This window comes from Bradyrhizobium sp. Mp19 (genome assembly GCF_029952935.1).
GTDB classification, from domain to species: Bacteria; Pseudomonadota; Alphaproteobacteria; order Rhizobiales; family Xanthobacteraceae; genus Bradyrhizobium; species Bradyrhizobium elkanii.
Map to the genome: position 1 here is coordinate 17,357 of NZ_JASAUT010000006.1, position 15,929 is coordinate 33,285.

The following is a 15,929-nucleotide window of genomic DNA, read 5'->3' on the forward strand; positions in this document are numbered from 1 at the left end:
GCTTCATAGGGAGGCAACATTGCTTGGGCAACTCGACCCGGTAATCCTGGCACGCGCGCAGTTCGCGTTCACCGTCTCCTTCCATTTCATCTTCCCGGCGTTCTCGATCGGGCTCGCAAGCTACCTCATGGTGCTGGAGGCGCTCTGGCTGAAGACAGGAGAAGGCGTCTACGCCAATCTCTACCGCTACTGGCTCAAGATCTTCGCGGTCACGTTCGGCATGGGAGTGGTGTCGGGGGTCGTGATGTCCTACCAGTTCGGCACCAACTGGTCGGTATTCTCGACCAAGGCGGGACCGATCATCGGTCCGCTGATGGCCTATGAGGTGCTGACGGCATTCTTCCTGGAAGCCGGCTTCCTCGGCGTCATGCTGTTCGGCATCAGCAAGGTCGGCAAGCGCCTGCATTTCGTCGCGACCTGCATGGTGGCGCTCGGCACGCTGATCTCGGCGACCTGGATCATCGCGGTGAACAGCTGGATGCAGACGCCCGCAGGCTATGCGATCAACGCCAAGGGACAGTTCGTGCCGGCCGATTCCTGGCTGCCAATCATCTTTACCGCGAGTTTTCCGTTTCGCCTGGTCCATACCGTGATCGCGGCCTATCTCACCACCGCTTTCGTCGTCGGGGCCGTCGGCGCCTGGCATCTGCTCAGGGACCGCAGCAATCCGGGCGCGCGCAAGATGTTCTCGATGGCGATGTGGATGGCCGCGATCGTCGCGCCGATCCAGATCCTGGCCGGCGACGCCCATGGGCTCAACACGCTGGAGCATCAGCCGGCCAAGGTGCTCGCGATGGAGGGCGACTACCAGCCGAGCCCGAGCGGCGCCCCGCTGATCCTGTTCGGCTTCCCGAGCAATGACGAGGCGCGCGTCCGTTACGAAGTCTCGATACCCCACATCGGATCGCTGATCCTGAAGCATGATCCACATGCGCCGCTTCAGGGCCTCACCGACTTCCCGCGCGAGGACTGGCCGCCTGCGCATATCGTGTTCTGGTCGTTCCGGATCATGGTGGCGCTGGGATTTGCGATGCTCGGTGTCGGCCTTTGGAGCCTGCTCGCCCGCGTGCGCGGCAAGCTCTACGACTGGCGCTGGCTGCATCGCGTCGCGGTCGCGATGGGACCGGCCGGCTTCATCGCCGTGATCGCCGGATGGGTCACGAGCGAAGTCGGCCGCCAGCCCTTCACGGTGTACGGCCTGCTGCGCACCGCGGAATCGCATTCGCCGCTCGCTGCGCCCGCGGTCGCCGCCTCGCTCGTCGCCTTTGTGCTGGTCTATTTCAGCGCCTTCGGAGCCGGGACCTATTATCTGCTGCGGCTGATGGCCAAGCCGCCGGAGCGCAAGGAGCCGGAGCTGCCGAACCTGCCGCAGCGCGCGGCGGGCATCACCCCGGCGGCAGGTGTCGGGGCGCCGCTGACGGCCCGGGAGTGAACGCCATGATCAGCATCGACCTTACCATCTTCTGGGCGGCGGTCATCGGCTTCGCCGTGATGGCCTATGTCGTGATGGACGGCTTCGATCTCGGCATCGGCATCCTGTTCCCGAGTTTCGCGGTCGGCGACGAGCGCGATCAGGCGATGAACTCGATCGCGCCGGTGTGGGACGGCAACGAGACCTGGCTCGTGATGGGCGGCGGCGGACTGCTCGCAGCGTTCCCGCTGGCCTATGCCATCCTGCTTCCGGCGACCTATCCGCTGATGATCGCGATGCTGCTCGGCCTCGTGTTCCGCGGCGTCGCGTTCGAATTCCGCTGGCGGGATGCAGGCCACCGCGCGCTGTGGGACATGGCCTTCTCGCTGGGCTCGGTGGTCGCGGCGCTGGCCCAAGGCATCACGCTCGGCGCGATCCTGCAGGGCGTCCGGGTGGAGAATGACGCCTATGCCGGCGGCTGGCTCGACTGGCTGAGCCCGTTCAGCCTGCTGACCGGGATCGCCGTCGTCATCGGCTATGCCCTGCTCGGCGCGACCTGGCTGATCTGGAAGACCGAAGGAACCAGCCAGCGCCATGCGCGCCGCCTCGCCTTCTGGCTCGGCCTCGGAACGCTCGCAGCGCTTGCGGCCGTGAGCGCGGCAACGCCGTTCCTGCATTACGATTACTGGCGGCGCTGGTTTGCGCTGCCCGGCGTGCTGCTCACGGCGCAGGTGCCGCTGCTGGTTGCGATCTGCGCGGCGACGCTGTTCTGGAGCCTCAGGCGCGGGTTCGAGCGGCTGCCCTTCGCGATGGCGCTCGCGCTGTTCCTGCTCGGCTTCCTCGGCCTCGGCATCAGCATCTATCCCTATATCGTTCCCCGCGCGGTGACGATCTGGGATGCTGCCGCGCCGCCCGAGAGCCAGTCCTTCATGCTGGTCGGCGCGCTGGTCATCGTCCCGGTCATCCTCGCCTATACGGGCTGGGCCTATTGGGTGTTCCGGGGCAAGGCCGGCATTCACGGATATCATTGATGGAGCACCGGCTTCCGCTCTGGCAACGGCTCGCCTGGATGGCCGCGATCTGGGGCGCGAGCGTCATCGCGCTCGGATTGGTCGCCGGCCTGATCCGCGTCGTGCTGACAGGGTGACATCGTCGCAGGAGAAGAAGCAATCAGGCGGCGGCGCAACGACGAGGCGGTGAGTGATCCGTCGGCGGGATCGCAGCGAGCTCAGCTCTTCTGCCGGCTGCTTCGCTTCGGCAGCCGCACCGTCAGCACACCATCATCGAGATCAACGCGCATTCGATCGGGATCGACCGAACATGGCAGCCGCATCACACCCAGAAATCTGAGCGAGCGTCCCACGCGGCAACGGCCTTCCGGCCTGTGCCGCCCGAGGGTTGGCTCGGCGAGAATGGTGAGCATGTCATCGTCGACCATGACCTCGATCTCGTCTTCGTTCAGGCCCGGCAGGTCGGCAAGGACCACCACATCGCGTTCGTCTTCGTGCACGTCAAGGTCAAGCATACGGGGACTGTGCGGTACGGTTACGAGCCTGCTCTGATCACCGGCTTGAGCCTTCTATCATTTGGATTTGGCAGCCGGCGCCTTCGCCGGTGTGAGCACCACGGATGCCTCGGTCGTCAGCACCCGGAAGGTGAAGCTCTCCTGGAAATACAATTCGACCGTCGAGCTCGAATGGCTGAGATAGCCGATGGAGAAATCCTGGCCGATGTCGAGCTCGAAGTCTCCACCGCGTGTCGTCAGTACGAACGCGCCTTCAATCGCCGGCGCCCAGATGGTGCCGCCATCGACGATCCGCTCGATGTGGTGAAAAATCGGATAGCCGTCGTCGGCTCCCCCACTCGCGGCCGTGTATGTGCTTGCCCCGAGCACCAGCGCGTACGGCCCATTGCAGCCGGCCAGCCGAAGCTGGCTGACGGCCTGCGCGACGACATCGGGGTAAGCTCTCACATTGGCCGGAAGGGGGATCGCAACATTGCTGCTCGCCTCCGTGATGCCCTGAATGCCTGCCGCCGCATAACCCGCGAACACCGCGCGATCTTCGGCGAAGGCGATCTTGCGCGCCGCTTCCTTCACGGGAGACCAATCCGAATCGTTCGAGCCGCGATCGACATCGTCGATCTGCTGCCGCGACAGCTGAAAGGGGACGCGCAGCTCGACTAATGCCTTTGCCTCCCGCTGAATGGCCCGGATTTCGTCGCCGGGCGCATCGATTTGCCTGATATGCCCGGTGCCGATGGCGGCGAGCCCGGGCCCCTTCGGACCCGTGACATCCACGACCCTTCGGGCTGCCAGATGCCGCTTGAGTGTCCGCGACGCTTCCTGCTCGATTTGCGCCCAGGCCCCGTCGGAGATCGGCGCGAGGTGGCGGTGAAGATTGCTCATTCTTTAGCCCCTTGCTTCAGAGAACCAATGCCGAGCGACCCATCATTGCCGGCCGGGCATGAGAGAGATTCATTGGTGGACGGCGTCGATGCGCCCGGTAGGTCGACGGCATCGGGCGCAGGTTCCGGCTCGACGTCGTCGAGGAAGCTTGCCGATGGCACGAAAAACAATGCGCCGGTCACGGCGCGGCTGAAATCCAGCAGCCTGTCATAGTTTCCGGGCGGCCGGCCCACGAACATGTTTTCGAGCATCTGCTCGATGCGGCGCGGCGATCGCGCGTATCCGATGAAGTAAGTGCCGAACTCGCCCTTTCCGAACTCGCCGAACGGCATGTTGTCGCGAACGATCTCCAGCTGATCGCCATCCTCGACAACCGTCGTCAGGACGTTGTGCGCATATGGCGCCTTCGCCGCGTCCAGTTGCTCGATATCCGAGAGCTTGTGCCGACCGATGATGTTTTCCTGTTGCTCGATCGGCACCGCATTCCAGCGCGCCAGATCATGGAGATACTTCTGCACGATGACGTAGCTTCCGCCGGCGAAGGGCGCATCCTCCTCGCCGATGACGGTTGCGCGTTCGGCGTCCGCGCCGACAGGGTTTTCCGTCCCATCGACAAAGCCCATCAGATCGCGGTCATCGAAATATTTGAAGCCGTGGACCTCGTCGACAACGGTCACGACGCTGCCGAGCCGCGGCATGATCTGCGCCGCGAGCTCGAAACACATATCCATGCGCGTGGACCGGATATGAAACAGAAGATCGCCCGGCGTCGAAACCGCGTGATGCACGCCGCGAACTTCCCGAAACGGGTGCAGATCCTTCGGTCGCGGGGCACCGAACAGCCGGTCCCAGATGCTGGAGCCGATGCCCATGACGCACGACAACCGCCCTTGCAGATCGCGGAAGCCGACGGCGCGCAACAGCGACGACAGGTCCGCGCAGAGACCGCGTACGGCGGCGTCGCTTTCCGGTCCGGAATTGACCGTCACGACCAGGAAGATGGCCGCCCGCGTGAGACGCGCGACGACCGGTTGCGGAACAGCAGACGGCACACCTTGCTCCTTTGGTGACCTCCGAGAGGTCTCTAGTCCATGTCCCGGAAAGCGTGGCCGTCGGCTTTCACGCCCACGATGACACTCGAGGGCACCAGGTCCTGGGCGCAGGTGCCGTCGAACACCCAATCACCCTTGTCTGCAAGGTCAGGGAGATTTGCGCCCTTGCGTACATACAGCCCGATCGCGGGCTTCTTCGCATTGATGTAGAGATCGTACTCTTCCATTTCATCAACCTTCCTGAAACACGAGGTCTATCGTCCGCCCGTTCTGGGAGTGCCAGATCGGACAGGCAGTCTCCCGCGTCCGCGCGAGCGACACGATTGCCGGTCACAGCTTGACCGGCCGCCCCGACTTCTCCTCCTCCAGCGTGACGGCAATATCGGCATTGGCGGAGAGGCGAACCTTGTCGCCCTCGACACCCGCCACAAAGCCCATTTCAACGTAGTGATGATGGCCTTCGTGATGGCCAAAGCTGTCGGACTTCTTGAGCTTGATGCGATCGCCCTCGACGCGATCGACTGTGCCGACGTGAACGCCGTCCGCGCCGATGACTTCCATATTCTCCCTGATCGTGTTCGCCATGAGTTGGTTCTCCTGTCCAATTTCCGAATCGATTGACACGCCGCCCTGCGGCCACGCCATCAGTCCTCGAAAAGCCTGGCAATGTCGGCGTCGCAGCAAAGCCGAACCTTGTGGCCCTCGATGTTGTTCACCAGATCGAGGCCGATATAGTGGTGATGCTTCTCGTGCGAACCGCCGTCGTGCTTCTTCAGCTTGATCCGATCCGCTTCGACGCAGTCCACCGTGCCCAGATGATCGCCATCGAAGCCGATGACCTCCATGTTCTCCTTGATGTCGTCCTTCACCATGCTTTCCTCGTTCGATACGATCTCGGTTCCCGCTTCGGCCTGCCGACCGCCCGGCCAACGCGATGATGCCGCGCGCAGCCGCAGCCTCGGATCACGGCCTCAAATCATGACTTCATCGTCCTGGTCCGCGGTCGGCGCGGCCTTGCCGTTGAAGGTGAGGCCGTCCTTGCCCGCCGAGATCTTGACCTGCGAACCGTCGCGCACATCGCCTGCGAGCAACATCTCCGCCAGCGGATCCTGCAAATAGCGCTGGATGACACGCTTCAGCGGACGGGCCCCGTATGCCGGGTCCCATCCCTTGTTGGCCAGCCAGTCTCGCCCCTTGGCGTCGAGCGACAACTCGATCTTGCGATCGTCCAGCAGCCGTCGGAGCCGTGCAAACTGGATTTCGACGATCCGGCCCATCTCGTTCTTCTGGAGCCGGTGGAACAGAATGATGGCGTCGATCCGGTTGAGGAACTCGGGCCGGAAATGCGCCCGCACCATGGTCATGACCTGCTCCCGCACTGCGCTGGTCTTCTCGCCTTCGCCCTGGTTGACGAGCAGCTCCGCCCCGATGTTCGAGGTCATGATGATCAGCGTATTGCGGAAATCGACCGTACGGCCCTGGCCGTCGGTCAGGCGTCCGTCGTCGAGCACCTGCAGCAGGACGTTGAACACGTCGGGATGCGCCTTCTCGATCTCGTCGAACAGCACTACCTGATACGGCCGCCGACGCACCGCCTCGGTCAATACGCCGCCCTCGTCATAGCCGACATAGCCGGGCGGCGCGCCGATCAGCCGCGCGACCGAGTGCTTCTCCATGAACTCGGACATGTCGATCCGGACCATCGCCGTCTCGTCGTCGAACAGGAATTCGGCAAGGGCCTTGGCAAGCTCGGTCTTGCCGACGCCGGTCGGCCCGAGGAACATGAACGAGCCCATCGGACGATTGGGGTCCTGCAACCCAGCGCGCGCGCGGCGTACTGCCGTCGACACGGCCCGCACGGCTTCGGCCTGGCCGACGACGCGCTTGCCGAGCGCCTCCTCCATGTGGAGCAGCTTCTCCTTTTCGCCCTCCAGCATCTTGTCGACCGGAATCCCGGTCCAGCGCGACACCACCTGCGCGATATTGTCGGCGGTCACCGTTTCGCCGATCGACGTGCTCTCGCTGGCTTCGATCGCGGCAAGCTTCTTCTCGAGTTCGGGGATCCTGCCGTAGGCGAGCTCACCCGCCTTCTGGAATTCACCCTTGCGCTGTGCATTTGCGAGTTCCGTGCGAAGCCGTTCGAGCTCGCTCTTCATCTTCTGTGCGTCGGATAGCTTGCCCTTCTCGGCCTGCCATTTCGACGTCAGATCGGCCGACCTCTTCTCGAGATCGTGCAATTCCGTCTCCAGCGTCTGCAGGCGGCTCTTCGAGCCGGCATCGTTCTCCTTCTTCAGCGCCTCCTGCTCGATCTTCCGCCGGACGATCTCGCGATCGAGGTTGTCGAGCTCCTCGGGCTTGGAGTCGACCTGCATCTTCAGCCGCGCGGCCGCCTCGTCCACGAGGTCGATCGCCTTGTCCGGCAGAAAGCGGTCCGTGATGTAGCGGTTCGACAGCGTCGCCGCCGCGACCAGCGCCGAATCCGAGATGCGCACGCCATGGTGAAGCTCGTACTTCTCCTTGAGGCCGCGCAGAATCGAGATCGTGTCCTCGACCGTCGGCTCCGACACGAACACCGGCTGGAAACGGCGCGCCAATGCCGCGTCCTTCTCGACATGCTTGCGGTACTCATCGAGCGTGGTGGCGCCGATGCAGTGCAGCTCACCGCGGGCCAGGGCCGGCTTGAGCAGGTTGGAGGCGTCCATCGCGCCGTCGGTCTTGCCGGCGCCGATCAGCGTGTGCATCTCGTCGATGAACAGGATGATGCCGCCCTCGGCCGACGTCACCTCGCTGAGGACCGCCTTCAGCCGCTCCTCAAACTCGCCGCGATATTTCGCTCCGGCGATCAGCGCGCCAAGGTCGAGCGCCAGCAGCTTTTTGTCGCTCAGGCTCTCGGGCACGTCGCCATTGACGATACGCAGCGCCAGCCCCTCGACGATCGCGGTCTTGCCAACGCCGGGTTCGCCGATCAGCACCGGGTTGTTCTTGGTGCGGCGCGACAGCACCTGAATGGTGCGGCGGATCTCCTCGTCGCGACCGATCACCGGATCGAGCTTGCCGTCGCGCGCGGCCTGGGTCAGGTCGCGGGCGTACTTCTTCAGCGCGTCATAGGCGTTCTCCGCCGACGAGCTGTCGGCCGTGCGCCCCTTGCGCAGCGCATTGATCGCAGCTTCCAGATTTTGCGGCGTGACGCCGCCATCCCTGAGAAGCCCGGCCGCATCGCTGTTGCGGTCCGAAGCCAGGGCCTGAAGCAGCCGCTCGACCGTGACGAAGCTGTCTCCCGCCTTCTCCGCGGCCTGCTCCGCCGCGGTGAACACGCGGGCGGTCTCGGGCGCTAGATAGACCTGTCCCGCGCCGGCGCCCGATACTTTCGGGAGCTTGTTCAACGCCGCTTCGGTTGCCTTGAGGATCGCCCGGGAATTGCCGCCGGCGCGGTCGATCAGACCGCCCGCCAGACCTTCGCCGTCATCGAGCAGCACCTTGAGGATGTGAAGCGGCGTAAACTGCTGGTTGCCTTCCCGCGTCGCCAGCGATTGTGCCGACTGGATGAAACCTCTTGCGCGATCGGTATATTTCTCAACATTCATGGAATCACCTCACGCTGGCAATACCGGCGCATGCCGTCCTCGTTCCGATTTCATCGACCTGTCGGCGAATGCGCCCTTTTCGCCTCGAGGTGCTGTTCCAGTCGAGCGAGATCGATCACCATGCGCTCATGGGTGCCCCTGCCGATCTCTTCGATTTCGTCCTGCGCGGTCACCGCGAAGACCAGGCGCCGTCCATCGACGCCGGTGACTTCAGCCTCCGCGGTCACCCGTTGTCCCGCCGGCGTCGCGGCGATGTGCCGGACGTCGACGGCGATCCCAACCGCCGCCTCACCGGGTTCGAGATAACCCCGGATGGCGTTGAGCGCTGCGTTCTCCATCGCAAGGATCATCACCGGCGTCGCGAGAACCGGCGGTAGCGTCGGGTCCTTGAACTGGCTGGCCAGATGCTGCGGCCTCACGTCGAGCGTGAAGCGGCCCTTTGCGCCAAGAGACACCGGCTTCATGTTTCACACCGCCTTCTGGAACAGTTCCTCGACGTAGTCCCAGTTCACGAGGTGATCGAGAAACGCCTTGATGTAATCGGGCCGGCGGTTGCGATAGTCGAGATAGTACGAGTGCTCCCAGACATCGCAGCCGAGAATCGGCTTGGCGCCGTGCACGAGCGGACTTTCGCCGTTCGCAGTTTTCATCACGACGATCTTGCCATCCTTCACCGCGAGCCAGCACCATCCCGAGCCGAACTGACCGACACCGGCCGCCACGAAGTCGTCCCGCATCTTCTCGATGGAGCCGATATCGGCGCTGATCCGCTTCTCGAGGCTGCCCGGCATCGCGCCGCCGCCCTTCGGCTTCATCCATTTCCAGAAATAGGTGTGGTTGAGATCCTGGCTTGCATTGTTGAAGAGCGGCGTGTTCTTGCCAAAGGAGCCGACGACGACCTCCTCGAGGCTCTTGCCTTCCCATTGCGTGCCCTTGATCAGCGTATTGACGGCGTTGACATAGGCCGCGTGATGCTTGTCGTGATGATATTCGAGCGTTTCCTTCGACATGTAGGGAATGAGCGCATCGTGGAGATAGGGTAGATCAGGAAGGGAAAACGACATGGGACTTCTCCGGCTCATGATCTGCTGTACGAGCGAACATCCGTGTTTGCGACATAGGCTCGATCGTTCATGCCGATAGTTGCGTATCGCGATCCGCCAAGCCGCGGTCGCGCTGACCCGACGGACACTTCCTCAGCAACCGACGTGCCAACTCGAGCCGCACGAAATATCAATGCGTTACAGAGCGACAAGCACATGCCATCGGACAATTTGTCGAAACGGCGCGAGACAAACTGTCCGAGATGGCAGCAGCCAGACGAGGCTCGAACAGACGTTCTTGCGGCGGCACACGACGTGAGCGGAAGCAGCACACACGCATCAACACGTGGCCGGCCGTTCTACTTCCCTGACCCGTACATCAGCTCGAGTGCCGCAAGCGCAGTCAGGATATAGCCGCCATCATTGTCCATATCGTCGTCCGTGGAGAGATCGAATTCCCTCCACACGCCATCAAGATTGCCGGCCTTTCTTTCGTTGATGACCCGGGTCGCCACGTCACTGATGACGCCGAACTGTGCGAGGTCGTAATGCAGGCCGTCGTCATCGGAGAACAGACCGTGCTTGCGCAGGAACGCGGCCATCGGCATCGACGTTTCGCTGAGGTAGAACAGCAGGTCTCCCGCGTCCACGGGCCGGTCCGTCGCCTGGGGCACGAAGCCGACCTGCGTGATGAGCTGGGCGGCGCATGATTGAAGATCGGTCGTGAGCTGGCTCAGCGATACGACAGCCATTGCGATCTCCTCAGCTGTGAAAACGAATCCCCGATCGGCCCGGGCTCTATCGGTCCCCGCCTGATTGGATAGCGTCGCGCGGGCCCGAATTCCTATTTGACCCTGCGGCCATGGAAGAACCCGGCATTCGTCGTGTTCTCGCGAATATTGGCCGTCTCGCCCTGCTCCGCCGCGTTCTTCGCCTTTCCCTTCGGCTGCGGCCCGGCATTGCTGTCGGGTTCCGATCCGGTCCCCTTCGGGCTCCGGTTCGCAGGCGGGACAGGCGGCATCTTGTTGTGACGTGACATCGCGGCAACTCCCTTTGAAGACAACGGATCGCGATTCCGGCCGATATCGTGGGAGATCGAGCAACTGACGTGCCAAATCGAATCGGCAACGAAATCAGCCTCATAGCGTGGCAGTTCTCACCGGATAAAGACAATTTGTCAGGGCGAGGCCAGACAAACTGTCCGGCGAAATACGTTCGTTCGAATCCTCCTTGTCATGGACCAGCGCGCGACACAATTCGCGCCACGCCGCTTTCACGTGTCTAACGCTGCACTACGGCTAATCGTTGCACCGCGACGGCCTCGATCTCAAAGGTCGGGCGAGCCATCCCTCGCGATCAGCCAGAAGCTTCTCGCAGCCAGACGGAAAAGGTCGTGCCCTTTCCCAATTCGCTTTCGACCGAGATCCTACCACCTTGTCGGGTCACGAGCATCTGGCTAATTGACAGCCCGAGACCGGTGCCTTCCCGCCTCTTGGTCGTGAAGAAGGGATCGAAGATCCGTTGCATGATATCGGGCATCATGCCGGCGCCGGTGTCGCCGACCTCGATCACGACACCGCGACGCAGACCTTCCTGGCGATCGAAGGTCCGCAGCGTCAGCTGTCCGCCGTCCGGCATGGCGTGAATCGCGTTGACGATCAGATTGACCAGCACCTGCTGAAGCTCGGTCCTGTTCATCGAAATCGGGCGCGACGCGCGATACTCCTTGTCGACGGTGATCGTCGTTTTGTTCAGCAGGTGCTGCACCAGCGGCAGCGTATCGTTCACGATCTCGTCCGGCTGATACTGCTCGATGAAGCCGGCGTATTCCTGCGGCTTGGCGAACTGAAGCAGCCTGGTGACGATCTCGCTGATCCGTCGGAGCTGCTCGTCGATGAGCCGGAACTCGGTCTTCGCGGCGTCGACCTTACTCCCCATCAGGTCGCGGATGACTTCGAGATTGCCCTGCACCACGGCAATCGGATTGTTGATCTCATGCGCGATGCCGGCGGTGATTTCGCCGATCGCGGCGAGCTTTTCCGACATGATGAGCTGCTTCGTGGTCGCTTCCAGTTGCTGGTTGGCGAGTTGCAGCTTGCTGGTGCGCTCCTCGACGCGCTGATTGAGCTCCTCATTCCATTGTCGCAGCTGGGTATCGCGCTCGTGAAGCTGATCGAGGAGCCGATCGAGGTGGGTCGCAACCCGACCGATCTCGTCCTGATCGCCGGCATGCCCGGTTCGGGCGTCGAGCTCCCCCCGTTCGACCCGCGCAATCGTACCCGTCATGCTCTCGAGAGGACGGAAGATTGCCGCGGCCCACCTCAGAAACAAAGGAACGGTCGCGGCAACCGCGACCAGGAAAGCCACCGCGATCTCGAGCAGCGTCCGGCGCTTGGCTTCGGTGAAGGGCCTTTGAAGAAAGCCGGCATAGAGCATGCCTACCCGATGACCGTAGCTGTCGAGCAGCGGCTCATAGCCCGAGACATACCAGTCGTTGACGACGAATGCACTATCGAACCAGCTGCCGCCGTCCTCAAGGACGGCCTTGTGGACTGCGGCCGACACCCGGGTGCCGATCGCACGTTGCGTCTCGAACAGCTGCACATTGGTGCTGATGCGGACATCGTCGAGAAACAGGGTGACGGTGCCACGGCTCTCCTGAGGCAGGCCGAGGCCGTGATAGATGAGATCATTGATCGTATCGACGAAGGCGAGATTCTGATTCAAGAGGATGCCACCGACCAGCGCGGCTCGCCGGCCGTTGGGCAGCATCAAGGGGTTGGCCGACTGCAGGACCAGGCCGCGCGTTTCCTCCGTCTTGGTCGTCGGAGCACTTCCGACTGTCGGAACGAGCTCGATTCGCGCCCGTCGCGCGAGATCAGGCGATATCGCCGAAAGCTCGGCCGCCTCGAAAACGTCGATGACTGTCCTTGCGCGTCCTTCGAGCGCGGTGCTGATGACCGGCCAGTTCCAGCGGACGGAGGCCGATGCGAGCGGATAGTCGCTTGTCACGACCTGTCCGCCGTCGGCGACGATATAGAGGAAGTCAAAACCGCGGGCTTGCGCAGTTTCCCTGAGAAGCGCCGCAAGATCGCCGTCATGACCAACCTGCTTCTGCAGGGTCTGCTGAAACCGCGCGGAGCTGGTGACGAAAGCCAATTGGTCTTCCGTGTTCTCCATGATGCGGGCGAGATATTGATGCGCGATGGTCAGGTCATCATGGACCTTCGAGATCAGCGCTTCGTCGAACTTGGCGTTCCAGCGATAGATGCTGATCCCCAGCAGCAGCGGCAGGATCACGAGCATCGGCACGAGAGCGATCGCCAGCAATCGATAGCGAACCGAGCGCCGATTGCTCATCGAGCGAACAGCTATACTTTCCAGCTTGCGCATTTGCGGTCGACCGTCTTACGCGAGATGCCGAGCCGCCGCGCAGTTTCGTCGCGATCTCCGCCGGTCTCACGAAGGATAGCCAGGATGTGGCGTCGCTCCACCTGGGCAAGACTCTCCCCGCCGCTGTCGCCATGATCGAGGGCCCTCTCGAAATCCTCCGGGAAGGTGCCGAGGATGATGGTCCGCTCGATCAGATTGCGCAGCTCGCGGATGTTCCCGGGCCATTCATAGTGCGTCAGGGCCTTGCGCACACGCTCGCCCATGGGCACGGCAGGCATGCCCAGCTGCTGGGAGATATCGCGCATGAATATCGCGGCGAGCTCGAGCACGTCTTCGCCGCGGTTGCGGAGCGGTGGCATGCAGATTTGCATCACATTCATTCGGAAGTAGAGATCGGCGCGGAAGCTGCCGGCCTCGACCCGGCCTGGCAGATCGGCATTGGTGGCAAAGACGAAGCGGGCATCGAACGGGACCTCCCGTTCCGCACCGACGGGACGGACCCGGCGATCCTCGAGAACGCGCAGCAGCTTGCTTTGAAGCGTGTACGGCAGTTCGCCGATCTCATCGAGAAACACGGTCCCGCCCTGAGCATGCATGAACAGGCCCTCGCGCGCCCGCCCCGCGCCCGTGAACGCTCCCTTGAGATGTCCGAACAATTCGCTCTCGATCATGTCGGCTGGAATCGCGCCGCAATTGATCGGCACGAACAGCTTGTCGGCGCGATTGGAGAGGGAATGCAGCGAGCGGGCGGCAACCTCCTTGCCGGTGCCTGACTCGCCGGTGAACAACACTGGCGTCGGCAACGGCGCAACGCGCGCGATGATATCGCGCACCTGCTGGATTGCGCTCGACTGACCGAGCAGCTTGTTACGCAGGAACATTTCGTGCGAAGCGGACGCCAATTCATGACGCAGCACGTAATTCTCTCGCTGCAGCCGCGTTCGATCCAGGCATCGCGCCACGGCGTTGAGCAACTGATTGGAGCGGAAGGGCTTGATGACGAAATCGACAACGCCGGCCCGCAAGGCCACGATGGCGGTATCGAGGTCGGCGTAGGCCGTCATCAAGATCACATCGGCGAAGAAGCCGATCGCGCGTTGCTCGGCCAGCCAGTCAAGGCCGGCTTTCCCGGGCATAACGTTGTCGAGGATGACCACATCGAAATGCCGGCTGTCGAGCTTGCGCGACGCCTCCTTGGCATCGGCCGCCTCCTCGATCAGCTTGCAGCGCGGCCGCAGAATCTTGACGAGAAAATTGCGGATACCGGGCTCATCATCGATGACCAGTATCGACGCCTGCGAGAGCCAGGGGCCGAACTCCGGGCTGCCGACGGGTTCGACAACTTCCTGGGTTGATTCCTCCGACATTCGGCCCTTCTCCTGACGTCGCCTGCACCCTAACAGGGCAGGCCCGAGAACCACAACATCGCCGCGCAGGACTCGTTTGAACGCGATCGCACGCAGGCGCCGGCCCGAATTCCGGTTGCCGGGCCACAGCGAAGACTAGGTCGACTCTCCGCTGACCTCATCATGCAACCGCGCAAGCACCCGCCGCATGCCATGCAGCTGGTCGACGAGATGAAGCACCACATCGATGCCTTCGTCGTTGACGCCCATGCCAGCCGCGAGATCCTGAATGAAGCGCGCGCGGGCGACGTCGCCCTCGGTGAATGTCATCCCGGCGACGGTCCCCTCAGGGATCAGCCATTCCTGCTCGAGCCAGAATTCCAGGGTCTGTACCCGGACACCGGACGCGATCAGAAACTCCTGCCTGTTCATGATCATGATGCACCGCCTTCGCGCGGGTTGAATTCCTTGCCCTTGCCCCATCCTGATACGAATGCCTCGAGCTCCGGGTCCGGCGAATTCGGCAGGACGATCTTCAGCTTCACGAGCTCATCGCCGCTGCCGCCGCCGTGACGCGGCGCCCCCTTTCCGCGCAGGCGAAGCGTCGTCCCGGTATTCGATCCCTTTGGGACCGACATGGTCACTTCGCCGGTCGGCGTCGGGACGCGCACCCGCCCGCCCAGGACGGCTTCGGACAGCGAGATCGGCAATTCCAGCGAGATGTTGTCGCCGTCGCGCGTGAAGCGCCGGTCGGGCAGGACTTCCACATCGATCAGCGCATCGCCGGGCCCGCCCTTGCCGGTGCCGGGCGCACCCTTGCCCTTCAGACGCAGGACCTGGCCGTCGACCAGCCCGGGCGGGATCTTGACGTCCAATGCACCGCCGTCCGGCAAGGATATGCGCTTGTTGCTACCCGTGATCGAATCGACAAAATCGATCGCGAGCCGATAATGCAAATCTGCGCCGCGACGGTTCGCGCGTGCCCGCTGACTGCGCTTGAGCAGCTCGGCGAAGGGATCCTCGCCGTCCATGAAATCGGCGAAGCCAGCACCGCTGCTGTACGGATGGCCATGGTCCGCGCTGGCGAAATCCCGATAGTAATGATGCTGCGGCTGCTCCGCACCCGACCCGTCGATCTCGCCATTGTCAAACCGCTTGCGCTTCTCGGCATCGCCAAGCAGATCATAGGCGCCCGCAACTTCCTTGAACTTCTCTTCGGCCTTCTTGTCGCCGGGGTTGAGATCCGGATGAAGCTTCTTCGCCAGCTTGCGATACGCCTTCTGAATGTCGGCGGCTGAAGCCGATGACGAGACGCCGAGCACATCGTATGGATTGGTCGCCACGTCAGCTCTCCTGGCATCGGCAACAAGACATCAGGCTCCCGTGACCGAGGCGCTTGCGAGGCGCGACGCCGTTCGACGGCAGGTTGAAGCTATTCGACATGGCCCGGGTCCACATATCTCGGATAGTTCTTGGCCTGCTGCGGCGTCATCCGCGCCGGGTCCGGCGCGCCCGGCACCCCCCGCGGGCCGAGCTTGGCCCGCGCGATGTCATCCTCCATCAAACGCGGCTTACCGTCGTCAAGCTGTCCATTGCCTCCGTAATCCATTGCCATGGTTGCTCCCTGATCCTGCGAGGGGCCCTGTGGCCGGGCTTCGATTCAGGAGACCGAACGGCTCATCAGCACACCGCT

Annotated in this window: 19 protein-coding genes; 3 read left to right on the forward strand and 16 right to left on the reverse strand. The window is 63.1% G+C overall.

Going from position 1 to position 15,929, the window contains the following annotated elements:
• The first annotated feature begins 19 nt into the window (after nucleotides 1-19).
• From QJT82_RS09605 to QJT82_RS09615, 3 genes are read left to right on the forward strand one after another with little or no spacing between them, the layout of a single operon-like run.
• On the forward strand, nucleotides 20-1,432 hold the full coding sequence (locus tag QJT82_RS09605; protein ID WP_028339182.1) for a cytochrome ubiquinol oxidase subunit I: 1,413 nt from the start codon (nucleotides 20-22) through the stop codon (nucleotides 1,430-1,432).
• Nucleotides 1,433-1,437: 5 nt separating this feature from the next.
• Complete coding sequence (gene cydB / locus QJT82_RS09610) at nucleotides 1,438-2,442, forward strand: cytochrome d ubiquinol oxidase subunit II (protein WP_028339183.1); 1,005 nt, start codon at nucleotides 1,438-1,440, stop codon at nucleotides 2,440-2,442.
• Nucleotides 2,442-2,558 (forward strand): DUF2474 domain-containing protein, encoded by a 117-nt coding sequence (locus tag QJT82_RS09615; RefSeq protein WP_080686648.1) that lies wholly within the window; start codon nucleotides 2,442-2,444, stop codon nucleotides 2,556-2,558. The genes cydB and QJT82_RS09615 overlap by 1 nt, the downstream gene beginning before the upstream one ends.
• 81 nt (nucleotides 2,559-2,639) lie before the next feature.
• On the opposite strand, the gene QJT82_RS09620 is transcribed toward QJT82_RS09615, so the two are convergent.
• The 16 genes from QJT82_RS09620 to QJT82_RS09695 all read right to left on the reverse strand — a co-directional run bounded on the left by QJT82_RS09620 (nucleotide 2,640) and on the right by QJT82_RS09695 (nucleotide 15,851).
• Nucleotides 2,640-2,936 carry an Hsp20/alpha crystallin family protein gene (locus QJT82_RS09620; protein WP_051447741.1) on the reverse strand — a complete coding sequence of 99 codons (297 nt, stop codon included), beginning with the start codon at nucleotides 2,934-2,936 and terminating at the stop codon, nucleotides 2,640-2,642.
• Between the two features lie 57 nt (nucleotides 2,937-2,993).
• A complete protein-coding gene (locus tag QJT82_RS09625; protein ID WP_028339184.1) occupies nucleotides 2,994-3,818 on the reverse strand; it encodes a family 1 encapsulin nanocompartment shell protein in 825 nt (274 codons plus the stop codon).
• Nucleotides 3,815-4,870, reverse strand: coding sequence for a Dyp-type peroxidase (locus tag QJT82_RS09630; protein ID WP_028339185.1), 1,056 nt, complete (start codon nucleotides 4,868-4,870; stop codon nucleotides 3,815-3,817). Before QJT82_RS09630 ends, QJT82_RS09625 begins: the two co-directional genes overlap by 4 nt.
• Nucleotides 4,871-4,902: 32 nt before the next feature.
• Complete coding sequence (locus QJT82_RS09635) at nucleotides 4,903-5,097, reverse strand: hypothetical protein (protein ID WP_028339186.1); 195 nt, start codon at nucleotides 5,095-5,097, stop codon at nucleotides 4,903-4,905.
• Between the two features lie 103 nt (nucleotides 5,098-5,200).
• Entirely contained in the window at nucleotides 5,201-5,455 is a 255-nt protein-coding gene (locus tag QJT82_RS09640; protein ID WP_028339187.1) for a DUF2171 domain-containing protein, read from the reverse strand.
• 59 nt (nucleotides 5,456-5,514) lie between these two features.
• Nucleotides 5,515-5,742 carry a DUF2171 domain-containing protein gene (locus QJT82_RS09645; protein ID WP_028339188.1) on the reverse strand — a complete coding sequence of 76 codons (228 nt, stop codon included), beginning with the start codon at nucleotides 5,740-5,742 and terminating at the stop codon, nucleotides 5,515-5,517.
• Nucleotides 5,743-5,841: 99 nt separating this feature from the next.
• The gene (gene clpB, locus QJT82_RS09650; RefSeq protein ID WP_028339189.1) at nucleotides 5,842-8,454 is read right to left on the reverse strand and encodes an ATP-dependent chaperone ClpB; all 2,613 of its coding nucleotides are present in this window, start codon (nucleotides 8,452-8,454) and stop codon (nucleotides 5,842-5,844) included.
• A 50-nt stretch (nucleotides 8,455-8,504) separates the two neighbouring features.
• Nucleotides 8,505-8,918, reverse strand: a complete 414-nt coding sequence (locus QJT82_RS09655) for a thioesterase family protein (RefSeq protein WP_028339190.1) — start codon at nucleotides 8,916-8,918, stop codon at nucleotides 8,505-8,507.
• Between the two features lie 3 nt (nucleotides 8,919-8,921).
• Nucleotides 8,922-9,518, reverse strand: a complete 597-nt coding sequence (locus tag QJT82_RS09660) for a superoxide dismutase (RefSeq protein ID WP_028339191.1) — start codon at nucleotides 9,516-9,518, stop codon at nucleotides 8,922-8,924.
• Nucleotides 9,519-9,856: 338 nt separating this feature from the next.
• Nucleotides 9,857-10,249, reverse strand: coding sequence for a hypothetical protein (locus tag QJT82_RS09665; protein WP_028339192.1), 393 nt, complete (start codon nucleotides 10,247-10,249; stop codon nucleotides 9,857-9,859).
• 92 nt (nucleotides 10,250-10,341) lie between these two features.
• The gene (locus QJT82_RS09670; RefSeq protein ID WP_035631049.1) at nucleotides 10,342-10,536 is read right to left on the reverse strand and encodes a hypothetical protein; all 195 of its coding nucleotides are present in this window, start codon (nucleotides 10,534-10,536) and stop codon (nucleotides 10,342-10,344) included.
• A 317-nt stretch (nucleotides 10,537-10,853) separates the two neighbouring features.
• Complete coding sequence (locus QJT82_RS09675) at nucleotides 10,854-12,857, reverse strand: HAMP domain-containing sensor histidine kinase (RefSeq protein ID WP_028339193.1); 2,004 nt, start codon at nucleotides 12,855-12,857, stop codon at nucleotides 10,854-10,856.
• Between the two features lie 11 nt (nucleotides 12,858-12,868).
• Complete coding sequence (locus QJT82_RS09680) at nucleotides 12,869-14,257, reverse strand: sigma-54 dependent transcriptional regulator (protein WP_028339194.1); 1,389 nt, start codon at nucleotides 14,255-14,257, stop codon at nucleotides 12,869-12,871.
• 135 nt (nucleotides 14,258-14,392) lie between these two features.
• Entirely contained in the window at nucleotides 14,393-14,674 is a 282-nt protein-coding gene (locus tag QJT82_RS09685; RefSeq protein ID WP_245288648.1) for a chaperone modulator CbpM, read from the reverse strand.
• Nucleotides 14,671-15,579 (reverse strand): DnaJ C-terminal domain-containing protein, encoded by a 909-nt coding sequence (locus tag QJT82_RS09690; RefSeq protein ID WP_028339196.1) that lies wholly within the window; start codon nucleotides 15,577-15,579, stop codon nucleotides 14,671-14,673. Before QJT82_RS09690 ends, QJT82_RS09685 begins: the two co-directional genes overlap by 4 nt.
• Before the next feature lie 89 nt (nucleotides 15,580-15,668).
• Entirely contained in the window at nucleotides 15,669-15,851 is a 183-nt protein-coding gene (locus QJT82_RS09695) for a hypothetical protein (RefSeq protein ID WP_028339197.1), read from the reverse strand.
• Between the last annotated feature and the right edge of the window lie 78 nt (nucleotides 15,852-15,929).

Coding starts and splice junctions, on each gene's coding strand:
- cydB (WP_028339183.1), top strand. CDS start 1,438: ATGATCAGCATCGACCTTACCATCTTCTGGGCGGCGGTCATCGGCTTC.
- QJT82_RS09615 (WP_080686648.1), top strand. CDS start 2,442: ATGGAGCACCGGCTTCCGCTCTGGCAACGGCTCGCCTGGATGGCCGCG.
- QJT82_RS09620 (WP_051447741.1), bottom strand. CDS start 2,936: ATGCTTGACCTTGACGTGCACGAAGACGAACGCGATGTGGTGGTCCTT.
- QJT82_RS09625 (WP_028339184.1), bottom strand. CDS start 3,818: ATGAGCAATCTTCACCGCCACCTCGCGCCGATCTCCGACGGGGCCTGG.
- QJT82_RS09635 (WP_028339186.1), bottom strand. CDS start 5,097: ATGGAAGAGTACGATCTCTACATCAATGCGAAGAAGCCCGCGATCGGG.
- QJT82_RS09640 (WP_028339187.1), bottom strand. CDS start 5,455: ATGGCGAACACGATCAGGGAGAATATGGAAGTCATCGGCGCGGACGGC.
- QJT82_RS09645 (WP_028339188.1), bottom strand. CDS start 5,742: ATGGTGAAGGACGACATCAAGGAGAACATGGAGGTCATCGGCTTCGAT.
- clpB (WP_028339189.1), bottom strand. CDS start 8,454: ATGAATGTTGAGAAATATACCGATCGCGCAAGAGGTTTCATCCAGTCG.
- QJT82_RS09655 (WP_028339190.1), bottom strand. CDS start 8,918: ATGAAGCCGGTGTCTCTTGGCGCAAAGGGCCGCTTCACGCTCGACGTG.
- QJT82_RS09660 (WP_028339191.1), bottom strand. CDS start 9,518: ATGTCGTTTTCCCTTCCTGATCTACCCTATCTCCACGATGCGCTCATT.
- QJT82_RS09665 (WP_028339192.1), bottom strand. CDS start 10,249: ATGGCTGTCGTATCGCTGAGCCAGCTCACGACCGATCTTCAATCATGC.
- QJT82_RS09670 (WP_035631049.1), bottom strand. CDS start 10,536: ATGTCACGTCACAACAAGATGCCGCCTGTCCCGCCTGCGAACCGGAGC.
- QJT82_RS09675 (WP_028339193.1), bottom strand. CDS start 12,857: ATGAGCAATCGGCGCTCGGTTCGCTATCGATTGCTGGCGATCGCTCTC.
- QJT82_RS09680 (WP_028339194.1), bottom strand. CDS start 14,257: ATGTCGGAGGAATCAACCCAGGAAGTTGTCGAACCCGTCGGCAGCCCG.
- QJT82_RS09685 (WP_245288648.1), bottom strand. CDS start 14,674: ATGATCATGAACAGGCAGGAGTTTCTGATCGCGTCCGGTGTCCGGGTA.
- QJT82_RS09695 (WP_028339197.1), bottom strand. CDS start 15,851: ATGGCAATGGATTACGGAGGCAATGGACAGCTTGACGACGGTAAGCCG.